18 protein-coding genes are annotated in these 19654 nt (G+C 55.0%); 14 read left to right on the top strand and 4 right to left on the bottom strand.

Translation table 11 applies throughout. The features are described from left to right. The first annotated feature begins 36 nt into the window (after positions 1 to 36). From oadA to ltrA, 3 genes are all read left to right on the top strand, one after another. Positions 37 to 1827, top strand: a complete 1791-nt coding sequence (gene oadA, locus SIC19_RS01480; protein WP_036206746.1) for a sodium-extruding oxaloacetate decarboxylase subunit alpha — start codon at positions 37 to 39, stop codon at positions 1825 to 1827. 13 nt (positions 1828 to 1840) lie between these two features. Further along, positions 1841 to 3175: a sodium ion-translocating decarboxylase subunit beta gene (locus SIC19_RS01475; protein WP_369810904.1), complete on the top strand. Its 1335-nt coding sequence runs from the start codon at positions 1841 to 1843 to the stop codon at positions 3173 to 3175. A gap of 519 nt (positions 3176 to 3694) precedes the next feature. Next, positions 3695 to 5086, top strand: coding sequence for a group II intron reverse transcriptase/maturase (ltrA, locus tag SIC19_RS01470; protein ID WP_412535514.1), 1392 nt, complete (start codon positions 3695 to 3697; stop codon positions 5084 to 5086). Positions 5087 to 5184: 98 nt separating this feature from the next. Here the strand turns inward: ltrA and SIC19_RS01465 are convergent, their stop codons facing one another. Genes SIC19_RS01465 through imuA form a run of 3 tightly spaced genes read right to left on the bottom strand, consistent with a single transcriptional unit; the run spans position 5185 to position 10420 of the window. Then, on the bottom strand, positions 5185 to 8304 hold the full coding sequence (locus tag SIC19_RS01465; protein WP_127400967.1) for an error-prone DNA polymerase: 3120 nt from the start codon (positions 8302 to 8304) through the stop codon (positions 5185 to 5187). Then, a complete protein-coding gene (locus SIC19_RS01460; RefSeq protein ID WP_036206752.1) occupies positions 8304 to 9722 on the bottom strand; it encodes a Y-family DNA polymerase in 1419 nt (472 codons plus the stop codon). Before SIC19_RS01460 ends, SIC19_RS01465 begins: the two co-directional genes overlap by 1 nt. Before the next feature lie 8 nt (positions 9723 to 9730). Next, complete coding sequence (gene imuA / locus SIC19_RS01455; RefSeq protein ID WP_036206755.1) at positions 9731 to 10420, bottom strand: translesion DNA synthesis-associated protein ImuA; 690 nt, start codon at positions 10418 to 10420, stop codon at positions 9731 to 9733. A 126-nt stretch (positions 10421 to 10546) separates the two neighbouring features. On the opposite strand from imuA, the gene SIC19_RS01450 reads away from it, so the two are divergent. Continuing rightward, positions 10547 to 10894: a 4a-hydroxytetrahydrobiopterin dehydratase gene (locus SIC19_RS01450; protein ID WP_036206996.1), complete on the top strand. Its 348-nt coding sequence runs from the start codon at positions 10547 to 10549 to the stop codon at positions 10892 to 10894. Between the two features lie 31 nt (positions 10895 to 10925). Further along, the gene (locus SIC19_RS01445; protein WP_036206757.1) at positions 10926 to 11201 is read left to right on the top strand and encodes a YrhK family protein; all 276 of its coding nucleotides are present in this window, start codon (positions 10926 to 10928) and stop codon (positions 11199 to 11201) included. Here the strand turns inward: SIC19_RS01445 and SIC19_RS01440 are convergent. Beyond that, complete coding sequence (locus SIC19_RS01440; protein WP_051946894.1) at positions 11198 to 12190, bottom strand: integron integrase; 993 nt, start codon at positions 12188 to 12190, stop codon at positions 11198 to 11200. The two genes, SIC19_RS01445 and SIC19_RS01440, sit on opposite strands and share 4 nt — an antisense overlap. A 445-nt stretch (positions 12191 to 12635) precedes the next feature. Between SIC19_RS01440 and SIC19_RS01435 the strand changes: the two genes are divergently transcribed. The 9 genes from SIC19_RS01435 (at position 12636) to SIC19_RS01395 (ending at position 19393) form a co-directional block, all read left to right on the top strand. Beyond that, positions 12636 to 13031 (top strand): hypothetical protein, encoded by a 396-nt coding sequence (locus SIC19_RS01435; protein WP_412535565.1) that lies wholly within the window; start codon positions 12636 to 12638, stop codon positions 13029 to 13031. An 88-nt stretch (positions 13032 to 13119) separates the two neighbouring features. Next, positions 13120 to 13578 (top strand): SRPBCC family protein, encoded by a 459-nt coding sequence (locus SIC19_RS01430; protein WP_412535564.1) that lies wholly within the window; start codon positions 13120 to 13122, stop codon positions 13576 to 13578. An 874-nt stretch (positions 13579 to 14452) separates the two neighbouring features. Continuing rightward, complete coding sequence (locus tag SIC19_RS01425) at positions 14453 to 14803, top strand: hypothetical protein (RefSeq protein WP_127400969.1); 351 nt, start codon at positions 14453 to 14455, stop codon at positions 14801 to 14803. A gap of 571 nt (positions 14804 to 15374) precedes the next feature. Then, positions 15375 to 15710, top strand: a complete 336-nt coding sequence (locus SIC19_RS01420) for a hypothetical protein (protein WP_127400975.1) — start codon at positions 15375 to 15377, stop codon at positions 15708 to 15710. Positions 15711 to 15715: 5 nt separating this feature from the next. Next, positions 15716 to 16177 (top strand): hypothetical protein, encoded by a 462-nt coding sequence (locus SIC19_RS01415; protein ID WP_127400977.1) that lies wholly within the window; start codon positions 15716 to 15718, stop codon positions 16175 to 16177. Between the two features lie 444 nt (positions 16178 to 16621). Further along, the gene (locus SIC19_RS01410; RefSeq protein ID WP_164834383.1) at positions 16622 to 16942 is read left to right on the top strand and encodes a hypothetical protein; all 321 of its coding nucleotides are present in this window, start codon (positions 16622 to 16624) and stop codon (positions 16940 to 16942) included. Positions 16943 to 17381: 439 nt separating this feature from the next. Then, positions 17382 to 18008, top strand: coding sequence for an FMN-binding negative transcriptional regulator (locus SIC19_RS01405; protein ID WP_036204332.1), 627 nt, complete (start codon positions 17382 to 17384; stop codon positions 18006 to 18008). A 142-nt stretch (positions 18009 to 18150) separates the two neighbouring features. After that, a complete protein-coding gene (locus tag SIC19_RS01400; RefSeq protein ID WP_036204334.1) occupies positions 18151 to 18669 on the top strand; it encodes a hypothetical protein in 519 nt (172 codons plus the stop codon). Positions 18670 to 18754: 85 nt separating this feature from the next. Continuing rightward, entirely contained in the window at positions 18755 to 19393 is a 639-nt protein-coding gene (locus SIC19_RS01395; RefSeq protein WP_036204336.1) for a hypothetical protein, read from the top strand. The last annotated feature ends 261 nt before the right edge of the window (positions 19394 to 19654 follow it).

Below are 19654 nucleotides of genomic sequence, written 5' to 3'. Positions count from 1 at the left end.
AGATAGATTAGAACCTTTAAACAGAAGGCTGACACGATGACTGACACAAAGAAACCGCTGGGGATTACGGACGTTATCCTGCGTGACGCCCACCAGTCCCTGCTTGCCACCCGCATGCGGCTTGACGACATGCTGCCCATTGCCGAGAAACTCGACAAGGTTGGTTTCTGGTCTTTGGAATCCTGGGGCGGAGCTACCTTCGACTCCTGCATCCGTTACCTGGGCGAAGATCCCTGGGAGCGCATCCGTGAACTGAAAAAGGCTATGCCCAACACCCAACAGCAAATGCTGCTGCGTGGCCAGAACCTGCTGGGTTACCGTCATTACGCCGATGATGTGGTCGACCGTTTCTGTGAGCGTGCCGCCGAGAACGGCGTAGACGTGTTCCGGATTTTCGACGCCATGAACGATCCGCGTAACCTGGATCGTGCGATCAAGGCCGTTCGTAAGACTGGCAAGCATGCCCAGGGCACCATCGCCTACACCACCAGCCCCGTGCACACCATCGAAATGTGGGTTGAAATGGCGAAAGAAGTGGCGGACATGGGCGCGGACTCCATCGCCATCAAGGACATGGCCGGTATCCTTAAGCCTTACGTAGCTTTTGATCTGGTCAGCCGTCTGAAGAAAGAGCTGGATATTCCCATCCATATGCAGTGCCACGCCACCACCGGCATGTCTACCGCCACCGCCATCAAGGCCGCGGAAGCCGGTATCGATAACGTGGACACCGCCATTTCCTCCATGAGCATGACCTACGGCCACTCGCCCACCGAGGCGGTTGTTGCCATTCTGGAAGGCACAGATCGTGACACCGGCCTGGACTTGACCCTGCTTGAGGAAATCGCCAGCTATTTCCGCCAGGTGCGTAAGAAGTACGCGAAATTTGAAGGCAGCCTGCGTGGCACCGATTCCCGCATCCTGATTGCCCAGGTACCGGGCGGCATGCTGACCAACATGGAAAACCAGCTGCGAGAGCAGAACGCGAGCGACAAGTTCGACGAAGTTCTGGATGAAATCCCCAAGGTTCGCGAAGACCTGGGCTTCATTCCGCTGGTCACTCCGACTTCCCAGATCGTGGGCACCCAGGCGGTACTGAACGTTCTGACCGGTGAGCGTTACAAGTCCATCTCCAAGGAAACCTCCGCCATCCTCAAGGGCGAGTACGGCGCTGCGCCGGCGGCCATGAATAAGGAGCTGCAGGAGCGCGTTCTGGATGGCAAGGAAGTGATGACCTGTCGTCCGGCCGATGTGCTTGAGCCGGAAATGGACAAGCTGACCGACGAGCTGAAGAAGCTGGCGGAAGAGAAGGGCATCAAGCTGGCCGACAATGTTGAGGACGACGTTCTGACCTACGCACTGTTCCCGCAGATCGGCCTGAAGTTCCTGGAAAACCGTAACAACCCGGATGCATTTGAGCCGGTTCCGACCGCTGAAGACGCAGCACCTGGCAAGAAAGCTGAAGGCCCGGAAACCTACACTGTCGATGTTAATGGCAAGAAGTATGTTGTTGCGGTGTCCGAAGGCGGTGAAATCAGCCAGATTCAGGGTGAAGGTGGTGCTGCATCCGCACCTGCTGCTTCCTCTTCCGCGCCTGCACCGGCTGCGGGTGAAGGCGAGCCTCTGGTCGCGCCTCTGGGCGGCAATATCTTCAAGGTTCTGGTATCTCCCGGCGACGCCGTGGAAGAGGGCGATGTGCTGATCATTCTCGAAGCCATGAAAATGGAAACCGAGGTTCGGGCACCGAAAGCCGGTACCATCGGCGAAGTCTTCATCAAGGTCGGTGATGCCGTCTCCCCTGATGATGAAATGCTGACAATCGCATAAGGGCCAGCATTCCATGGATAAATTAATGACACTCTGGACAGGTAGTGGCCTGTTCAATATGGAACTTGGCCAGGTGATCATGATCGCCATCGGCCTTCTTCTTCTGTTCCTTGCGATTCGCAAGGGGTTCGAGCCGCTGCTGCTGGTACCCATCGGGTTCGGCGGTATTCTGGCGAATATTCCGGAGGCAGGGCTTGCCCTGACTGCGGCGGAGAATGCGATTCATTTCGCCCTGAAGAGCGACACTACGCAGGTGCTGGCCGCACTGGCTGCGCCGCTGGATGTTGCTTATCAGGCCGGCCAGGCTATTACCCCTGAGCTGAAAGAAGCCTTCAAGGTGGCGGTCAAAGAGGCCAGCTACTCCGACATGGCGATGGCAAATGCCATTGCCCAGGACTTCGGCTATGGCAATGGCATGCTGTATAACTTCTATTCTGTGGTTATCGGTAGCACCATTGGTCCGCTGGTGATTTTCATGGGTGTCGGCGCAATGACGGACTTTGGCCCGCTATTGGCAAACCCCAAGACAATGCTGCTTGGCGCTGCAGCCCAGTTTGGTATCTTCGGAACCGTTTTGGGTGCTGCGTTGCTCGATTGGCTGGGTATCCTGGACTTCACCATCCTTGAAGCCGCCGCAGTCGGTATTATCGGTGGTGCGGATGGTCCTACCTCCATCTATGTGTCCAGTGTTCTGGCGCCGCACCTGCTCGGGGCGATTGCAGTTTCGGCTTACGCTTATATGGCGATGGTGCCGATGATTCAGCCGCCGATCATGAAGGCGCTGACCAGCCAGAAAGAGCGGGCCATCAAGATGTCCCAGCTCCGCCCGGTGAGCAAAAAAGAGAAAATCGTGTTCCCGCTGGTGGTACTGATTGCGGTGGTTCTGTTCCTGCCGGACGCTGCGCCGCTTCTGGGTATGTTCTGCTTTGGTAACCTGATGCGCGAGTGTGGCGTGGTCGAGCGCCTGAGCGATACTGCCCAGAACGCACTGATCAATATCACAACGATTTTCCTGGGCCTGTCGGTTGGCTCCAAGCTGATGGCTGACAAGTTCCTGGATGCGCAGACGCTGGGTATCCTGGGCCTGGGTATTGTGGCCTTTGCTGTGGGTACTGCGTGTGGTGTTCTGATGGCGAAGCTGATGAACCGCTTCACCAAGGAAGCTATCAACCCGCTGATTGGTTCCGCTGGTGTGTCTGCGGTGCCGATGGCTGCAAGGGTATCCAACAAGGTCGGCCTTGAGGCCAACCCGCAGAACTTCCTGCTGATGCACGCTATGGGGCCAAACGTGGCCGGTGTTATCGGCTCTGCGGTGGCTGCAGGTGTGATGATCAAGCTGCTTAGCTGATTGTTTCACTTCAGCACCTGAGAGAAGGCCCCGTTTTTGCGGGGCTTTCTTGTTGTGCGCCAGGCATGGCGCGTAGCGCCTTGACGGGCGCTGTTCCGGTTCAGGTGGTGCTGGCCGGATGACTTGGGGGTGCAAGTCCCCTGTGGACCCGGCAAGGGGAACCACTAGCCGGACGGCAAGGGTGTCCATCGTGAGATGGAATCTGAAGGAAGCCGCAGGCAAAGCACTGGCCTGACGAACAGAAATCGCATATGAGGCGGTCACACCGGGTAAGGCGTCAACTATCGTCAAAGCCCTGTACTTGCACGGAAGGTGTGGACGTAAATGCGGCGGGCATAAGTGTGAAGGTCACGCGTCTTACCCTGGGAAGTCTGGTTCTCTGCCGCTGTGCTACTCACTTCGCGAGAGGTGGGGATGGGGAGCCAGAACTCAGCCGAGGTCATAGTAGGTGCGTTACCGCGTACTGAAGGACCGAACATGGTTGGCCGTTAGTAGACGGTGAGTTCTCGTGATGTGCTTATGAAGACAGAAGCGACCCGGATGGGTCAGGGCATTCAGGAAGGGGTTGGGCGGAACCCGGCAGGTACTGAGGCCCGTGTCGAGGCAGGCGCGGGGGCTCACCCGTGGACGAACGCGGAGCCGAACGCGCTGATGGAGCAGGTGCTTGAGCGCCCGAACCTGATGCGTGCGTATCAGCGGGTGGTGTCCAACAAAGGGGCGGCTGGCGTCGATCAGATGCCGGTAACAGCCCTGAAGGGCCACCTGCAACAGCATTGGCCAACACTGCGCGAGCGGCTGTTGGCCGGAGACTACCATCCTCAACCGGTACGCCGGGTCAGCATCCCCAAGCCGCAAGGCGGGGAACGGATACTGGGTATTCCGACGGTGCAGGATCGCCTGATCCAGCAAGCACTTCACCAAACACTGAGCCCGATGCTGGAGCCGACCTTCTCGGATCACAGCTACGGGTTCCGTCCTGGTCGAAGTGCCCATCAGGCGGTCAAGGCGATGCAACGGCATATCAACGACGGCCACCGCTGGGTGGTCGATCTGGATCTGGCCCAGTTCTTCGACCGGGTCAATCACGATGTGCTGATGAGCCTGCTGGCTCGTCACATCACTGACCGGCGGATACTCACCCTGATCCGGCGTTACCTGCGAGCAGGCATGCTGTCAGGCGGGCTGGTCAGCCCGAGGGGGGAAGGGACGCCACAAGGCGGTCCCTTATCTCCTCTGCTGTCCAATGTGCTTCTGACCGAACTGGATCGGGAGTTGGAACGCCGGGGGCACCGGTTCTGTCGTTATGCGGATGATTGCAACCTCTACGTTCGCAGCCGACGAGCCGGTGAACGGACCATGACCAGCATTACCCACTACCTGGAAACGCACCTGCGCCTGACGGTGAATACGGCGAAGAGTGCCGTGGATCGCCCCTGGCGCCGGAGCTTTCTGGGTTACAGCGTGAGCTGGCATAAACGTCAGGTCCGGTTGAGAGTCGCGCCCAAAAGCCTGAAGGCCTTCATGGCCAAGCTTCGCCCCCTGCTGAAACGGTCACGGGGACAGTCGTTGACGACCACCATCCGGAACCTGAACCCGGTGCTGAGAGGCTGGGCAAATTACTATCGCCTGACCGCCTCGAAGCGTTCGGTCGAAGCCCTGGATGGCTGGATAAGACGGCGGCTTCGCCTGATCCTGTGGCAGCAGTGGAAGCGGACCCGCACGCGGGCCCGCAACCTGGTACGGCTAGGCTTGACTGAGATAAGGGCTTGGAGGAGCGCGACCAATGGTCGTGGACCCTGGTGGAACAGCGGTGCGTCTCATATGAACGCGGCCCTGCCTAAGAGGGTATTCGACCGTCTGTCTCTGGTAAGCTTGCTGGATACGATGACTCGGCTTCAGAGCCGACCATGAACCGCCGTGGTACGGAACCGTATGCCCGGTGGTGTGAGAGGACGGGGGAGATAACTCCCCCTCCTACTCGATTTAGTCGCCTCCGCAATGGTGCTTCATCAATGAAAATCCCGGGAATTAACCGGTAACGTCTGAATCAGATGGCTCAAATCCGACAGCCTTCCTGCCATCACGTGAACAATATCGCCTTCTCTTTCCAGGATCCCTTTCACATGTAACAACCGGGCCGTTATCAACGGCTTGCGCTGCCGCCGTGCGGTTTCCAGCCAGACCACCACGTTTACGTTTCCAGTTTCGTCTTCCAGGGTAACGAAGGTGACGCCGGAGGCGGAGCCGGGGCGTTGGCGGCCTGTGACAAGGCCAGCAACCTGAACCGGTCGGCCAGGCTGGATATTCTTGAGTTGTTCAGCGTTGAGACAGAACTTCAGGTGCCCCTGTTCCCGGAGCAGGGCCAGGGGATGGCGCTGCAAGGTCAGGCCCTGGCTGGCGTAGTCGGCCAGTACATTCTGGCCTTCCGTGGGTTCGGGCAACTGGTAACAGTGTTCTGGCTGGTAATGAGCCGCTGTCTCTTTGGCAAAGAGCTCCGCGGGCTGTTCGTGCTCAAGCAGTTGCCAGTAAGCCTGATGGCGATTAGTGGTAAACGTTGGCATGGCGTTAGCGCCTGCGAGCAGTTCCATGTCGCGTTGGTTCAGGCCGGCCAGGTGACGTAGTTCGGCGGTGGACCGGTAACCTTCAGCCGGGCGATTGTTGTAAAGGCGCTCGGCGCCGCTGGCAGAGAGGCCCTGTATGAGCCTGAGCCCCAGACGTAAATGACGATTGGGCGGCTCCAGGGTGTGATTCCATTGGCTGTGGTTTACATCCGGTGGTAGCACGGTGACGTCATGACGACGGGCGTCCTGGACCAGTTGGGACGGTGAGTAGAACCCCATGGGCTGGCTGTTGAGCAGGGCGCAGTAAAAGGCAGCTGGATAGTGGCGTTTAATCCAGGAGGACACATACACCAGCAGCGCAAAACTGGCGGCATGGGATTCCGGAAAACCGTAACCGCCGAACCCGCAGATCTGCAGGTATAACCGTTCGGCGAAATCGGCATCGTGGCCGCGTTCCAGCATGCCGTTGATCAACTTGTCCCTAAACGGTGTCAGGTCGCCGTGGGACTTCCAGGCAGCCATCGCACGGCGGAGCTGGTCGGCTTCACCGGCAGAGAAGCCCGCGGCCACCATGGCCAGCTTGATCACCTGCTCCTGGAAGATAGGCACACCCAGGGTGCGCTCCAGAACGTTCCGTACAGCGTCGTTGGGATAGTCCACCGGCTCCAGGCCATGCTTGCGACGCAGATAGGGGTGAACCATGTCACCCTGGATAGGGCCGGGGCGAACAATGGCCACCTCGATCACCAGGTCGTAATAGGTTTCCGGTTTCAGGCGCGGCAGCATATTGATCTGCGCGCGGGATTCCACCTGGAAGACGCCGATGCTGTCGCCTTTTTGCAACATGGCATAGGTGGCAGGATCTTCCTGCGGAATATCCTGCATGGAAAAAGGGGCACCCTTTTCCTCACTGATCAGGTCCAAGGCCTTGCGGATGGCCGTGAGCATGCCCAGGGCAAGCACGTCCACTTTCATCAGGCCCAGGCTTTCCAGATCGTCCTTGTCCCACTGTATGACGGTACGGTCCGCCATGGCCGCGTTCTCCACTGGTACCAATTCGGCCAATGGTCCGGCACTGATGACAAAACCACCGACATGCTGGGACAGGTGGCGGGGGAAGCCCAACAGGGTATTCACCAGGGTAAAGAATTGGTCGGCCACTTTCGGGTTGCGGGTGAGGTGTTTGTCGAGAATCTGCTGGCGCCAGTTGCTGGCCTTGTCCCGCCAATCGATGCCTTCCAAAAGCTGTTCCACCATGGCGGGATCAAAGCCCAGGGCCTTGCCCACATCCCGGATGGCACTGCGTGGCCGGTAGCGGATCACCGTGGCGGCCAGGGCTGCGCGTTCCCGGCTGTAGCGCCGGTAGATGTACTGGATAACCTCTTCCCGCCGTTCATGCTCGAAATCCACATCAATATCGGGTGGCTCTCCGCGATCCTTGGAGATGAAGCGTTCGAACAGCAACTCCACGTGAGCCGGGTTGACCTCGGTGATGCCAAGGCAGTAACACACGGCAGAGTTGGCAGCCGACCCGCGGCCCTGGCACAGAATGCCTTTGCTGCGGGCGAAGGCGACTATGTCCTGGATAGTGAGGAAGTAGTGCTCGTACTTCATCTCTGATATCAGGCTCAGTTCCTTGCGTATCAGCCTCTGAACGTTCGATGGCGTGCCGTTTGGGTATCGCCGGCGTTCACCGTCTTGGGTCAGTTGTTTCAGGTAGGCCGCCGGTGATGTTCCGCCCGGCACCAGGTCCGGTGGGTATTCGTACCGCAAGCTACCCGGTTCGAAAGTACATTGCTCTGCAATCACCAGGGTTTCCCTGAGCCAGGCTTCCGGAAACAGGCGATCAAGAACCGGTAATGGTCGAAGGTAGCGCTCCCCGTTCTGGAACAGGCAATGGCCGGCGTTCTCCAGGTTGGTGTGGTTGCGCAGGGCCGTGAGCACATCCTGCAACGGTTGCCGCTCGCGGCTGTGCATGTGCACCTCTCCGGTGGCGGCTATCGGACAACGCAGGTGGCCTGACAGCCAGCGTACCCGTGCCAGTTGCTGCTCCTCCCCGGATTCAAGAGTGCGGGCTGCGGCTATCCAGAGATTCGGCTCGAACAGGCGCTGAAGCCATTCACCACAGGCCAGGGCCTGGTCTGCATCCGCAACCGTGGGTGAGGGTGGCAGCCACAGGCACACACAATCGTCCAGTGAATGGGTTTCGATATCCCGGAAGAACAACCGGTACTGGCCTTTCTCCGCTTGCCGGCGACCAGTGGTGATCAACTGGCAAAGCTGACCATAACCCTTGCGGGTGCGGGCCAGCAGGATGAAGCGGGGAGTAACCGCTCCGGGCGGAGCGTCCTCAAGTTCAAACCAGCTGCCGGTGATCAGCTTTACCGGGCTGTCTTTCAGTGCAGCCCAGGCCCGAGGAATGCCAGCCACTGAGCAGGCATCTGTGATGGCCAGTGCAGAGTAGCCCAGCTCCAGTGCTTGCTCGGCCAGTTCATGGGGGTGTGAAGCCCCGGTCAGGAAGGTGAAATTGCTGAAGCAGAAGAGTTCGGCATAGCTGAAGTCGCTCATCAGCCAAACCAGCCATGCACAAACCAGCCATCCCGCACATCCCGGAACACCCAGGCAAGCTGGCCGTTGGACAGTTCGGCAATGTAATAATCCCGGTGAACCCGCTGGCCGTCCCACCAGCCCCCACTGATCCGTTCCGGGCCCGAAAACCACATGGTCGGAGCTTCGGCCAGCGGTTGTGGCCCTTTGAGTAACCATAAAGGACGACGGGGTAACGGGTCGGGAGAAGGAAGGCGGGTATGATTTTTTTGCTGCACCTCGGAGGCCGACCAGGCCCGTTCGGGCCGGTGATCTGCTTGCGGCGATAACTGCCGTAATGAATGTCCGCCAAGCCGTGCCTGCAGGCGGCTGATCAGGGTATGCCAGGCTTCGTTCAGATCCTGCGTTTCACCCAGGAGGTCCTGGCCAGAGGCCGCTTCCCGCCCCAGGAAGCGTTTAACCGACAGCACTAATGAGATCACCGGAGCCCTTAACGGGTGCTGCTCAAACCGTAGGCGGATAAGATTCAGAAATGCTTCGGCCCGATGCTCGGGGCCGGAGGTGCGAACCCGAATGCGGGTAGGCTCTTGATGCCGGTGCCGCAGGACCAGCAGCAGGCTGTCAGTATCCTGCTGTCGCCAGCACAGGTCTTCTTCCAGCTCTGACAGAATGCGCTGCAGAGGGAACAGCAGGCCCTGGGACTGCTCAATCTCCTGTACAAAATCCGCCTGCTGACGAAAGGTGTGGGGCGGTTGCCAGGGTGTTTGTGGGTCCGCGCGGTTACCCTGGATTTTCTGCACATACGCGAGGGTTTCCGGCGACAGACGGCGGGCCAGTTCAGCGGCAGGCAGTGCGAAGACCTCATCCAGGGTGTTCAGGCCGAGTCGTTGCAGGCGGGTACAGGTTTTGTCATCGAACTCTGCAGTCAGCAGGGACATCTGCCCCAATGTGCGCAGGATATGGCCTTTGTCTGCCGTGCATTCACCCTTGCCGGCATGGGCAATCAGCCGGGCGGCCAGTGGTGTGTGGCCGATGGCTATCCAGGCGTTAAGCTGGCGTTCATCCAGCCCCTGTTCCACAGTCTGCCAGACGGCGGCCAGTCCACCATAAAGCCGCTGCAGGCTGCCCACTTCCGCCAACAGGCCATTCGGGGGTACCAATACGATGTGAGCCGCGTACCGGTATAGCCAGCGCGCCTGGTCTTCCAGTATCCGGGCTTCCTGTTGGTGGTCCGCCCTGAGCATACCCAGTTCCGGTACCAGGCTGATGGCGGTTTTCAGACGCATGCCAGCGCGTACTCCCTGGGCATAGGCTTCCGGGCAGGCCTGGATAATCTTCTGGCCGGAGCCTTCCACAACAGCCAGCGCTCCCTGGTTTTCGCGGGAGCGGCGAATATGGTCGAGCAACAGGTGAGGAAAGTGCAGGTACAGCCAGAGCATGATACGCCTTACCCGGTCTTGCCGGCCCAGGGGCCTTGGACCACCCGGGGCGCTTCCCGGAAGGCCAGATCCGCCCGGTGCTCCATGGCTACTGAGCAACATTGGCCGGGCCAGCTGCCGCGACGTTTCAGAACATTGACCTTGAGCGCCTGTTGGCTTCCTGCCGTCAGATCCAGGCGTAGCGACGCCGGGGAGTTCTGTTCGGCATGGCGCCGTTCGCGGAACAGCACGCACACATTGCTGCCGGCCTCCGCGGCCAGTTGTAAGCGCCGTATGTCACGGGCGGCCAGTTTTCCGGGCCAGGCCATCACCAGGCCGGTGACCGGTGAACGCAGACAGTTTTCCAGTGTCCACAGGAAGTCGCCTTCGTCTTCAGTATTGATCAGTATGACCTGGTCCAGATTGACCCCTTCACGGGCCAGGGCAGGGGCGTAGGGTGTATGGGGCGGGTTCAGCCAGAATACGGTTTTACCCGCCTGAGAAAGCCGTTGCATCAGAGGCAGTAGCAAGTGCAACTCACCGATGCCGGGCTCATCCAGCAGACATTCACTCAACGCCCCACGAGGCCAGCCAACACCACCGAGCTGGTTGTCCAGCACCTGGTAACCGGTTGGCTCCGATGGCCGGCTGGTACGGATATGCTGCTGACCCTGCCATACACGGGCGTCTTGCATCAGCGTGTTCAGAATCTCGCTCATGGAAAGTTCTCAATATACTGTTTAAATATACAGTATTCTGAAAAAGACAGGATTTCAAGCAGTGGGTTGATAATGTGGCGGAACGAACCCACGCTTGTAGTACAGCCATCAACCATGGAGGTTGAAATGAGTGAACTGACGAAAGAAAGCTGCGAAGCCTGCAGCGCAGATGCACCCAAAGTCACTGCTGACCAGAAGCAAGCCCTGGGGAAAGACGTACCCGACTGGCAGGAGATTGAGCTGGACGGGGAAGAGCAGTTACAGCGAGTGTTCAAGCTCAAGAATTTTGCCCAGGCCCAAGCGTTTACCAACAAAGTGGGAGACCTGGCCGAAGAGGAAGGGCACCACCCCGCCATCCTTCTGGAATACGGTAAAGTGACCGTACGATGGTGGACTCATAAAATCGGTGGCTTGCACAAAAACGATTACATCATGGCGGCGCGCACCGACGCAGCCTACAAAGACATGCAATAATTCACCAAACCCACCGGAAACAGGATGTGTAATGGCTGAAGACCGTACAGATAACCCACTAACCCTTCGGTTAGGCCATGAAGAACTGGTTATACGGCGCCGTTACGAAGTGCTCAGCATCATTAATGATTTCCTGATCGCCATCTGGTTTCTGGTGGGCAGCGTCCTGTTTCTGTTTCCCGAACACGAGAAGGCGGCCATCTGGCTGTTCATTATTGGCAGTTTCCAATTCCTGATTCGCCCCACCATTCGCCTGATCGGGCATATCCACGTACAGCGCATTCCGGAAAGCCGCTGGGAAAGTTAGAAAGCGTCGTCTATCGGGCTGCGAACTCCAAAGCCTCCTTTACGAACCACATGTGTGTAGATTTCAGTGGTGCGCACGTCGGCGTGACCCAGCAGCTTCTGAATAGTGCGAATATCGTATCCGTTTTCCAGTAGGCGAGTGGCAAAGCTATGGCGAAACGCGTGGCTGTTTGCCTGCTTGTATACTCCCGCCTCACGAATAGCTAAACCGATGGCCCGTTGAACACCGCGATCCAGAAGATGGTGCCGGCGTAAGACGCCGCTACGCGGATCCATGGATAACTTGGCGGCTGGAAACAGATATTGCCAGGCAGGTTCTTTGCCTCCGCTGGGGTATTTTTGATTCAGAGAAAAGGGCATATAGACTTCGCCATGACCGCCGGCCAGGTCTTTCTTGTGCTGAACCAGGCAAGCGTCAATTTGCAGGGTTAATGGCTCTGCCAATGAGTCCGGGAGCAAGGTTGTTCTGTCCTTATTGCCTTTTCCACTGCGCACGATGATTTGCTGCATCCCGAAATCCACATCTTTTACTCTAAGTCTTAAGGCTTCGTTGATTCGCAGGCCGGAGCCATACATCAGGCGCGCAACCAACTGAGGAGCGCCTTCCAGGCCGTTGATAACGGCTTTGGCTTCATCATGGGTAAAAACGGTGGGTAAGCGTCTGGGTTTTCGTGCCATTTCAAACGATAGTTCATCCAGGGGCTGCTCCAGAAACTCGCGGAACAGAAACACGAGGGCATTCAGCGCAGTCCGCTGGGTACTGACACTGTTGTTACGCTGCACCGCAAGGTGCGATAGAAATTGTTCCACCTCTTTTGCCGAACAAGCGGAAGGATGCTGCATACCATGAAAACGGATGAAGCGCTTGATCCAGTGGCAGTACGTCTGTTCAGTCTTGTAGGCCATATTTCGGCTACGAATCAGTGTGCGCAGCTGATCCATAAAGCGGGTAGGGTTGTCTGGCAACTTTGGTGGGACATCCAAAATCATCGGCTCAGCCTCCATGCTGTTTATTTATACAGCATTTTAGGCCTGCTTTTGGGTTATTTCACGGTGAAAAACGGAGATATACGACAATTGTCGCAAAACTTCGTAAATTTCGTACCAATGAGCTGACAACTCTATGAAAGATATGGAATAGTCGTTGAGGATCTATTTCAGATAAGCGAACAGGTGTACTGGGTGAAACTTGACAATTGACGCTTATTTTTCAGACTGGTCAGTTGTTGAATATTTTAATTTATTGAAAATAAAAGAAAATTATGGTCAGTGACATCTAGGGTGTATGAAATAGGCGCGTTTTTGGTAGATGTCATTTGTCGTTGAATTAGCTGTTATGCATAAAAAGGTTCCGCTATAGACTCAAAAAGTTCTTGCTATAAATGCTATAAACGCTACTATTACTCCTGTAATAACTAAACAGGAGTGCCTAGTCATGGCAGCTATCGAAGTTGATTTTGAAGTTTTCAAAGAGCTCACAGTTCGCCGTAAGTCCGAATCGATGACCGAAAATGACGTGATTCGGTCGCTCCTTGGGCTTGACGATCCAGCATCTAAACCTACAGCAGGTGACGAAACCACAGGCGGAAATCCATGGGTATGTAAGGGGGTTACCTTTCCCCATGGGACCGAATTTCGCGCAACCTATAAGGGGCAGCTGTATTCTGGAGTTGTAGCCGAAGGTGCCCTTGTAGTTCAGGGCAAGCGGTTCACTTCTCCCTCGTCTGCTGCCGTTGCAATAACAGGGAATCCTGTCAACGGCTGGAGGTTTTGGGAGTGTTTGCTTCCAGGAAGAAAGCAGTGGAAAGTTATTGCAGAGTTACGGGACTAAATTTGCATAACCAGGCGCGTCAGTCGGATGGCCTTTACGCCGCTTCGCTATGTAAAGGCCACCGCTGCGCTCAGCGTTAGGTTTCACTATGGAAGGTTCTAAGTATCAAACTGTCGAGGAATGCATCGTTGAGGCAGGCATTGATGCTGTTTGGCATGTCATCACTGATTTTCCGGGTTACTCGAAATGGAGCCCAGGTATACGGCAAATCCAGATTGATGGTGCATTAAAGCCGGGGACACAAGGCATTATCCGTTTCCCCCTCAGGGGGGAAAAGTTGACCACCATGCCGATAGAATTAACTCGGGTTGAAAACGGCACATACCTTGAGTGGCAGGGTTATCCTCGGGGATTGCGCGGCCTTGTTCGCGGAAACCACTACCATCGTCTAGAGAAGTTGGGGCCAACGAGAACCCGCTTGCTCCACGGTGAATACTTTACCGGTATTGGTGCTCGTGTGGCTTGGAGTATTGTGGGTCAGGCCTATGTTGCAGGCTTTATCAAAAGCACCGCCGCGATAAAAGCCGAGGCTGAGCGTGGGTCTTAAAACCTAACAATTGCATTAAATTCGTTCCGGCCCGATGGGCCTCCACCGGACGGCTTTTTCTCCGCTTTGCTACGTAAAAGCCGCCGTTTATGCAGGCGTTATGTGTATAGGCATCGTTGATGCGAACTAAGGCTATCCATCCGATCGTAAAAGCTTTCCTGATGTGCGTCGTAAGTTTTGTCGCTATAGCGGCGTTCTTTGCTTTGTTTGGCGACTGGGTAAAGGAAAAGACCGGCTATTGGCTTATCTTGAGGGCATACATTTTCGGCCCCTTCGTCTGGCCAGCGGTGTACCTAGGCTTGGTGTACGGTAAATTGGGGAGGTCTGGCAAGAGTGAGTGACGGCAACCCAAAATCTGGATCGGAATTCAGGTCAATGGCGAGACGACCACATAACCATCGCAGGCACGGCGACGGCTTTTCCATTGCGGCTTCGCCTCCATTCCAAAGCCGCGCATGCTGCGGGCGTTAGCTGGTAAGGCCTTGCTTCTTTTTTAGCGACTCTGTGCCAATGGCCTTGGCCGTAAGCAGGTAGCAAAACCGGTAATGTCGGGTGTTCGCCAAGGCCGTCAGCATTCGCGTCTTGCTAGCAGCCCAATCAGTTGTTGGCGCTGGTATAGAAATCGGTACTTGCCTTGCGGGGCCGTTCGCCGAAAACCGGGTTCAGCCCTGCTACTCTAAAGTTCAGGTTCATTCGCCGCATCATTGGCGGTGGTTTTCATCACGGTGCATCAGCAGGTGGTTGGTGCCAGGGCAACGGAGTAGGCCGTCATGTTGGTTGCCAGCGGCTATGCCTCCAGTTGCCCCCAGCTAACCAGTCGTGCCAGCGGACGCGCTTGCGCGCGCCCCTGCACTCAGCGTTAAGTTTACAAACTATGACCTGTATCTGCGCATCAAGAAAACAGCACTTTGAGCTTCATCCGGATGAGGAGCTTCCGCAATTCATAGAAGTTCTCATCAAGCTTGAAGAGAGTGGCGATTATGGGCTTTTCAGGTGTCCTAGCTGCCAGCAGCTATGGATTATCGATATTCACTCTCGTGGGCCTTTGGCAGTAAAGGTTCAATCAAAATCTGCATTCGCTGCGTTCGATGACATTCCATATCGAAAAGATTTATTGACTCAGTTCTACGGCGGTTTATCAGCGGAACGCTGCATTCAGTCTGGTTGTGAGAAAAATGCTTTAAATGGGATAGTGTTTTGTATTGATCACGCGATGGAATGGTAAAACTTAACAAAGGCGGTCAGGGGACGCTCCTGACGTCGCGCCCCTGCCGCCCGGCGTTAGCTGGCGTGGCCCTTGGTCGTTTTGGGTGGTTGTGTGCCATCGGGCCTTGGCCGAAAGCTGGTAGCAAAACCGGAGATCCGGCGGATTAGCCAAGGCCGTCAAAGCTCGCGGTCTTGCTGGTAGTTCAGTCAGAGTTTTTGCGTTGGTATTAAGGTAGGTGTTCGCCTTGCGGGGCAGTCCGCCAAAAATTCTGTCTGGCTCTGCTACTCTGAAGTTCAGGTTCATTCACCGCATCATTGGTGGTGGTTTCAAATTACAGAGCATCGGCAGGTGTTGGTGCCAGGGCAGCGGAGCATGCCGTCGAGTTGTTAGCCAGGGATTGGTCTTCATCGTTACCCCCAGCTAACCAGTGCATCAAATACGTTCCGGGCCTGAAGGCCCTCCACCGGACGGCTTTTTCTCCGCTTCGCTGCGTAAAAGCCGCCGTTTATGCAGGCGTTATGCGGCTCTACGACGCAACCTGTCGCCCAGATGGCGCAAGCTGAAAGAATAACGAGCCAAAGGAAAAAATATGCCAAATTTTGATCAAGACTTCGAAGCTACTCGCCTTGCTATGCTTGCCAAGCAATACCCTGAGGTTGTGAAAGCAAATGGCGAAGTGGTTTTCTGTGCGGAAGATAATGAGGCTCGCTTGAGCGGTACTCGTTGGACGGTTGAAGACGATATTTTTGAGCAGGCTACTGAGTCAGGATTCAAAGTGCACCTGATCGAATTGCTTGATAACTTTATTGAGTATCGAGCCCAATGTAATGAACTACCGAAAAGGGAAGGTGTTGTGCGTTTTGGTGATGGTGGCTTAAATATAGAATGGTTGCCTGACGGCTCAACCCATCTTGGTGCGGAGTAGTAGGTTTGATTACAAAGCATGAGCTGCCATCTCTGGTGTACGGTTTTGATCGTCTACCGGGTCAAATTAACGAGCTTTCAAAGACCGCCTTTGAAAATGTCTATGGCTCACAAGCTGCTGCACAGGAAAAAAACATAATCTATTTTTTCTTGTCTTCAAAACCAGTGCCTCGTCTCAATGGAGAAAGTAGGATTCTCTATATAGGCCAAACAAAAAGCAGCTTCAAAACTAGATACTTTCGCCATGCAAACCTGCATGCCACGTCGAGAGCGAACAAGCTGAAATTTGGCATGATAATAAAAAATTACGGGCCGATTGAGATAGCTTTTTGTGATTACCGGAAATTTGGCGACACCTTACTTGGTGCTGAAGGGCAATTCTTGTGGTGGTACTTTCAGAATCACGGTGAGTATCCGCCAATCAACTACACCAGAACCAAAGTCAGAATAGATGCTGTCAACGCATAACAAGGCCATTAAATTCGCTCCCTGCGGTCGCCGGACGCTCGTTCCTCGCGCCGTTTATGGCGGGCGTTAAAGGCCTTGCTCCGGTGTTCTTTGGTTTGGTGTTTTACCGCCGCTTGGCAGGTTGCCGGCAGGCAGAAAGCAGCCCTAAGTTTGGCAACGGCTTCGGCGCGTAATTTGGAGTTCAGGTCGCGGGGCAATCCGGCGTAATCGTCGGGTAATTTCCGCTCATTCGGTGGCCTGGTTCCTGGCGCAATGGGTCAAGATGGCACACAGTATCGGGAGTTGGCATTCAGCATTGGGTGCCCAATAAAAACCAAGGGTGAACAGGCCCTTAACAAGTCGCAGCAGTACGCGGCCGATGGCCGCCGGACGCCCTTTCCATGGCTCCTTCGTCGCCATTCCAAGGTCGCCGCTGTGCTCAGCGTTATGTTTTAAGGAGGTAGTTTGAGTAAAGTCGTTGGACGCTGGCGAATTAAGTGGATGGAAATGTGGGATCAAGACTTTGTTGATCTTATCGAGCCCGGATACTTCCAGTTCGATGAAGATGGCCTCGGCTTTTTTGTATTCGGAGCAGTTGAGGGCCAAATCGACTACCGCATTCCAGATGATGGAGGGCGAGTCGAGTTTTCTTGGTCTGGAAATGATGATGGTCGTGAAAAGTCTGGCCGTGGTTGGTTTCAGTTTTCATCTTCAAATTCAGCGAAAGGGGAACTCTTCATTCATTGTGGAGACGAGTCGGCCGTAGAAATCGAATATCAAACATAACCAGGCGCGGCACTCGGATGCCTTTGTCTCCGCTTCGCTACGTCAAAGTCACCGGTGCGCTAAGCGTTAAAGGCTGTGGCTTCGGTAGGTTTTATTGCTGGGTTTGGTGAAAATCGGTCAGTTTGTTATCGGGTTTGGCTGCTTAGCCGAGCGGAGTGCTTTGTCATAATTAAGTGTCTCGGTTGCGGGGTAATCCGGCGCATCAGCTAGTAAAGTCGCGTAAATGGAGCTCTGGTTCCTAGCGCAATGCTTCAGGTTTGTACAAGCTGTTGGGTGTGGGTATTCGAACTTGAGTGTCAGAAATTCACAATGGGGTGGCCTCGCTTTAACAAGGCAATTAAGTTCGTTCCGGCCTGCGGCCTCCACCGGATGCCCCTGTCGGGCCACCGCTTATCATCGGCGTTAGCTGGGCAAGACCTGTACCAAGGAGTCTCAAGGAATGTATGTACCTAGCCACTTCAAGGAAGACGACATAAGCAAGCTACAGCAATATATTCGGGACTACGGGTTTGGTCTGCTGGTAGTCGCGGATGAGGGTGGAATTGAGGCCAACCATGTCCCCTTTCATCTGATTTCTGGAAAAGATGGCTCCCTTGGGCAGCTTCAGTGTCATCTGGCTCGAAGCAATCCTGTCTGGCAGCGTCTGCGTGATGGCGCTCGGATTCTTGCAGTTTTTCAGGGGCCTGATGCCTACGTGTCACCCTCATGGTATGAGACCAAGGCAGAAACAGGTCGGGTCGTTCCAACATGGAACTATTTGGCTGTCCATGCAGAAGGGACTGCTCGCGTTATTGAGGATTCGACCTGGCTGAAACATCATCTCCATCGACTTACAGATCAACATGAGTCGGACATGGGCAATCCCTGGTCCGTTGATGATGCGCCAACGGATTTCACCGAACGCTTGGTACAGGCGATCGTCGGTGTAGAGATCGAAATTGAAACTCTGATAGGTAAGCTGAAAGCAAGTCAGAACCAACCAGAAAAGAACCGGGCTGGTGTCAAAGCGGGTCTTGAGGCTGGAGCAGGAGCTCAAAACCGTGCCATGGCTCAGTTCATCAGCTAACAAGGGGCTGTTGTCGGACGGTTTTTCCGTCGCTTTGCTCCTCCAAAACCGCCGCAAAGCCTGGCGTTAGCAGTGCACACAAAGCTTGCAAAGTAACTATGGAGTAACTATAGTTTCTCCATAGTTACTTTGGAGTCTTGTCATGAGCCAGTCTATCCAGATTGAAATCAGCCAAAAAGTGTTTGATCGCCTCCAGGCCTTGGCTAAGCCGCTTGTAGATACCCCAGATTCCGTCATAACTCGCCTGTTAGATTTTCAGGATGCTCAAACCGGCAAAGCTACTGAAACCGCAACAAAGAATGCTGGTAATCATGGCGAGCGGCCGGACGCCCCAATCCGTTTTTTTGTTATGCCGCGCGGCTCTAGGATACCGTTGGGAAAGCTTCGAGCGATATATGGGCTGCGAGGCCAAAAGAAGCACGAACTTTTTGCTGAAGTAATCCCTGAAGGCATCAAGTTTCAGGGTGAGCTATATGACAACCTTTCGTCTGCAGGGATTGCAGCCAAAGAATCCGTTGGTGCTGTTGGTAATGCGGCAAGCACTAACGGTTGGGATTTCTGGAAATACTTTGATAGTGCAAAGGGCGATTGGGTATCAGTGGACACTTTTCGTGCAAAAGCAAACGCAGACCTTACGCTCAAGGATCTAGGTCTGGCATGATTGCTAAACAAATGTTAACAGATAAAAAATAGTCCTCGTCACTGGGGCTTAATCTTGGGCAGAGTAAAAGTCCGCTGGAGGATATATGAAATATTTCCAAAAAATTCTGCGCCTTGCAGGTCCTGTCGTTCTCATTGTGTTGGTATCAGCTTGTGCAAGCACAGAGATGACATCTAGAGCAAATCCAGAGCTTGAGGGCCGTGCATTCGATAAGGTACTGGTGTTCGGAAAGTTTCAAAACCTAAATCATCGTGAAGTCGCAGAGAGCGAGTTTTGCTCGAACTTGGGTCGTTTGACAAATAGTGAGTGCATAAAATCTTCTGAGGTATTTTTTGTTGGTGAGTCCCAGTCCGCAGAACAAATAGATGCTCGAGTGAAGGAGCAGGAAATTGACGCGGTTTTAATTTTGCAGCCCAGTGACAGCGGAACGTCATCTAGCTATGTTCCTCCAAGCTATGAGACGCAAAGCAATGCTACCGTTACCGGCAACATGATTTCCGGTTCAAGCACAACTTACACCTATGGTGGCTACACTTTAAACAAGCCTTGGGCCAAATATGAGGTTTCGTTAATAGCAATTGTGGATGGTCGAGTCGCATGGTATGCGACGGGGCAATCACGCGGGAATGCCTACGCGGGGTGGGATGATTTAATAGAGTCGGCTACGAGTGAGAGCGTGAAAAAACTAGTTTCAGATGGAGTGCTCAGAAAAGCGGATCCATAGCCGAGAGTCTTCATCAGCTAACAATGCAATTAAATTCGTTCCGGCCTTCGGCCTCCACCGGACGCCCTTGTCAGGGCGCCGTTTATTGCTGGCGTTAGCTGGTAGTGCCTTGGGTCTTTTGGGGTGGTTTGGTGCCATCGGGCCTTGGCCGAAATCTGGCAGTAAAACCCGAATCAACGGCGTTCTGCCAAGGCCGTCAAAGTTCGTCGTCTTGCTGGTAGCTCAGCGGATTATGGTGTTGGTATAAAGGTAGGTGTTTGC

Origin of the sequence: Marinobacter sp. MIT930201, from assembly GCF_047122665.1 — a bacterium.
In the GTDB taxonomy this organism is placed as follows: domain Bacteria; phylum Pseudomonadota; class Gammaproteobacteria; order Pseudomonadales; family Oleiphilaceae; genus Marinobacter; species Marinobacter salarius.
The sequence above is the reverse complement of the archived record's forward strand: the minus strand, read 5'-3'. Positions and strand labels throughout refer to the sequence as shown.

Coding starts and splice junctions, on each gene's coding strand:
- oadA (WP_036206746.1), top strand. CDS start 37: ATGACTGACACAAAGAAACCGCTGGGGATTACGGACGTTATCCTGCGT.
- SIC19_RS01475 (WP_369810904.1), top strand. CDS start 1,841: ATGGATAAATTAATGACACTCTGGACAGGTAGTGGCCTGTTCAATATG.
- ltrA (WP_412535514.1), top strand. CDS start 3,695: ATGAAGACAGAAGCGACCCGGATGGGTCAGGGCATTCAGGAAGGGGTT.
- SIC19_RS01465 (WP_127400967.1), bottom strand. CDS start 8,304: ATGAGCGACTTCAGCTATGCCGAACTCTTCTGCTTCAGCAATTTCACC.
- SIC19_RS01460 (WP_036206752.1), bottom strand. CDS start 9,722: ATGCTCTGGCTGTACCTGCACTTTCCTCACCTGTTGCTCGACCATATT.
- imuA (WP_036206755.1), bottom strand. CDS start 10,420: ATGAGCGAGATTCTGAACACGCTGATGCAAGACGCCCGTGTATGGCAG.
- SIC19_RS01450 (WP_036206996.1), top strand. CDS start 10,547: ATGAGTGAACTGACGAAAGAAAGCTGCGAAGCCTGCAGCGCAGATGCA.
- SIC19_RS01445 (WP_036206757.1), top strand. CDS start 10,926: ATGGCTGAAGACCGTACAGATAACCCACTAACCCTTCGGTTAGGCCAT.
- SIC19_RS01440 (WP_051946894.1), bottom strand. CDS start 12,190: ATGATTTTGGATGTCCCACCAAAGTTGCCAGACAACCCTACCCGCTTT.
- SIC19_RS01435 (WP_412535565.1), top strand. CDS start 12,636: ATGGCAGCTATCGAAGTTGATTTTGAAGTTTTCAAAGAGCTCACAGTT.
- SIC19_RS01430 (WP_412535564.1), top strand. CDS start 13,120: ATGGAAGGTTCTAAGTATCAAACTGTCGAGGAATGCATCGTTGAGGCA.
- SIC19_RS01425 (WP_127400969.1), top strand. CDS start 14,453: ATGACCTGTATCTGCGCATCAAGAAAACAGCACTTTGAGCTTCATCCG.
- SIC19_RS01420 (WP_127400975.1), top strand. CDS start 15,375: ATGCCAAATTTTGATCAAGACTTCGAAGCTACTCGCCTTGCTATGCTT.
- SIC19_RS01405 (WP_036204332.1), top strand. CDS start 17,382: ATGTATGTACCTAGCCACTTCAAGGAAGACGACATAAGCAAGCTACAG.
- SIC19_RS01400 (WP_036204334.1), top strand. CDS start 18,151: ATGAGCCAGTCTATCCAGATTGAAATCAGCCAAAAAGTGTTTGATCGC.
- SIC19_RS01395 (WP_036204336.1), top strand. CDS start 18,755: ATGAAATATTTCCAAAAAATTCTGCGCCTTGCAGGTCCTGTCGTTCTC.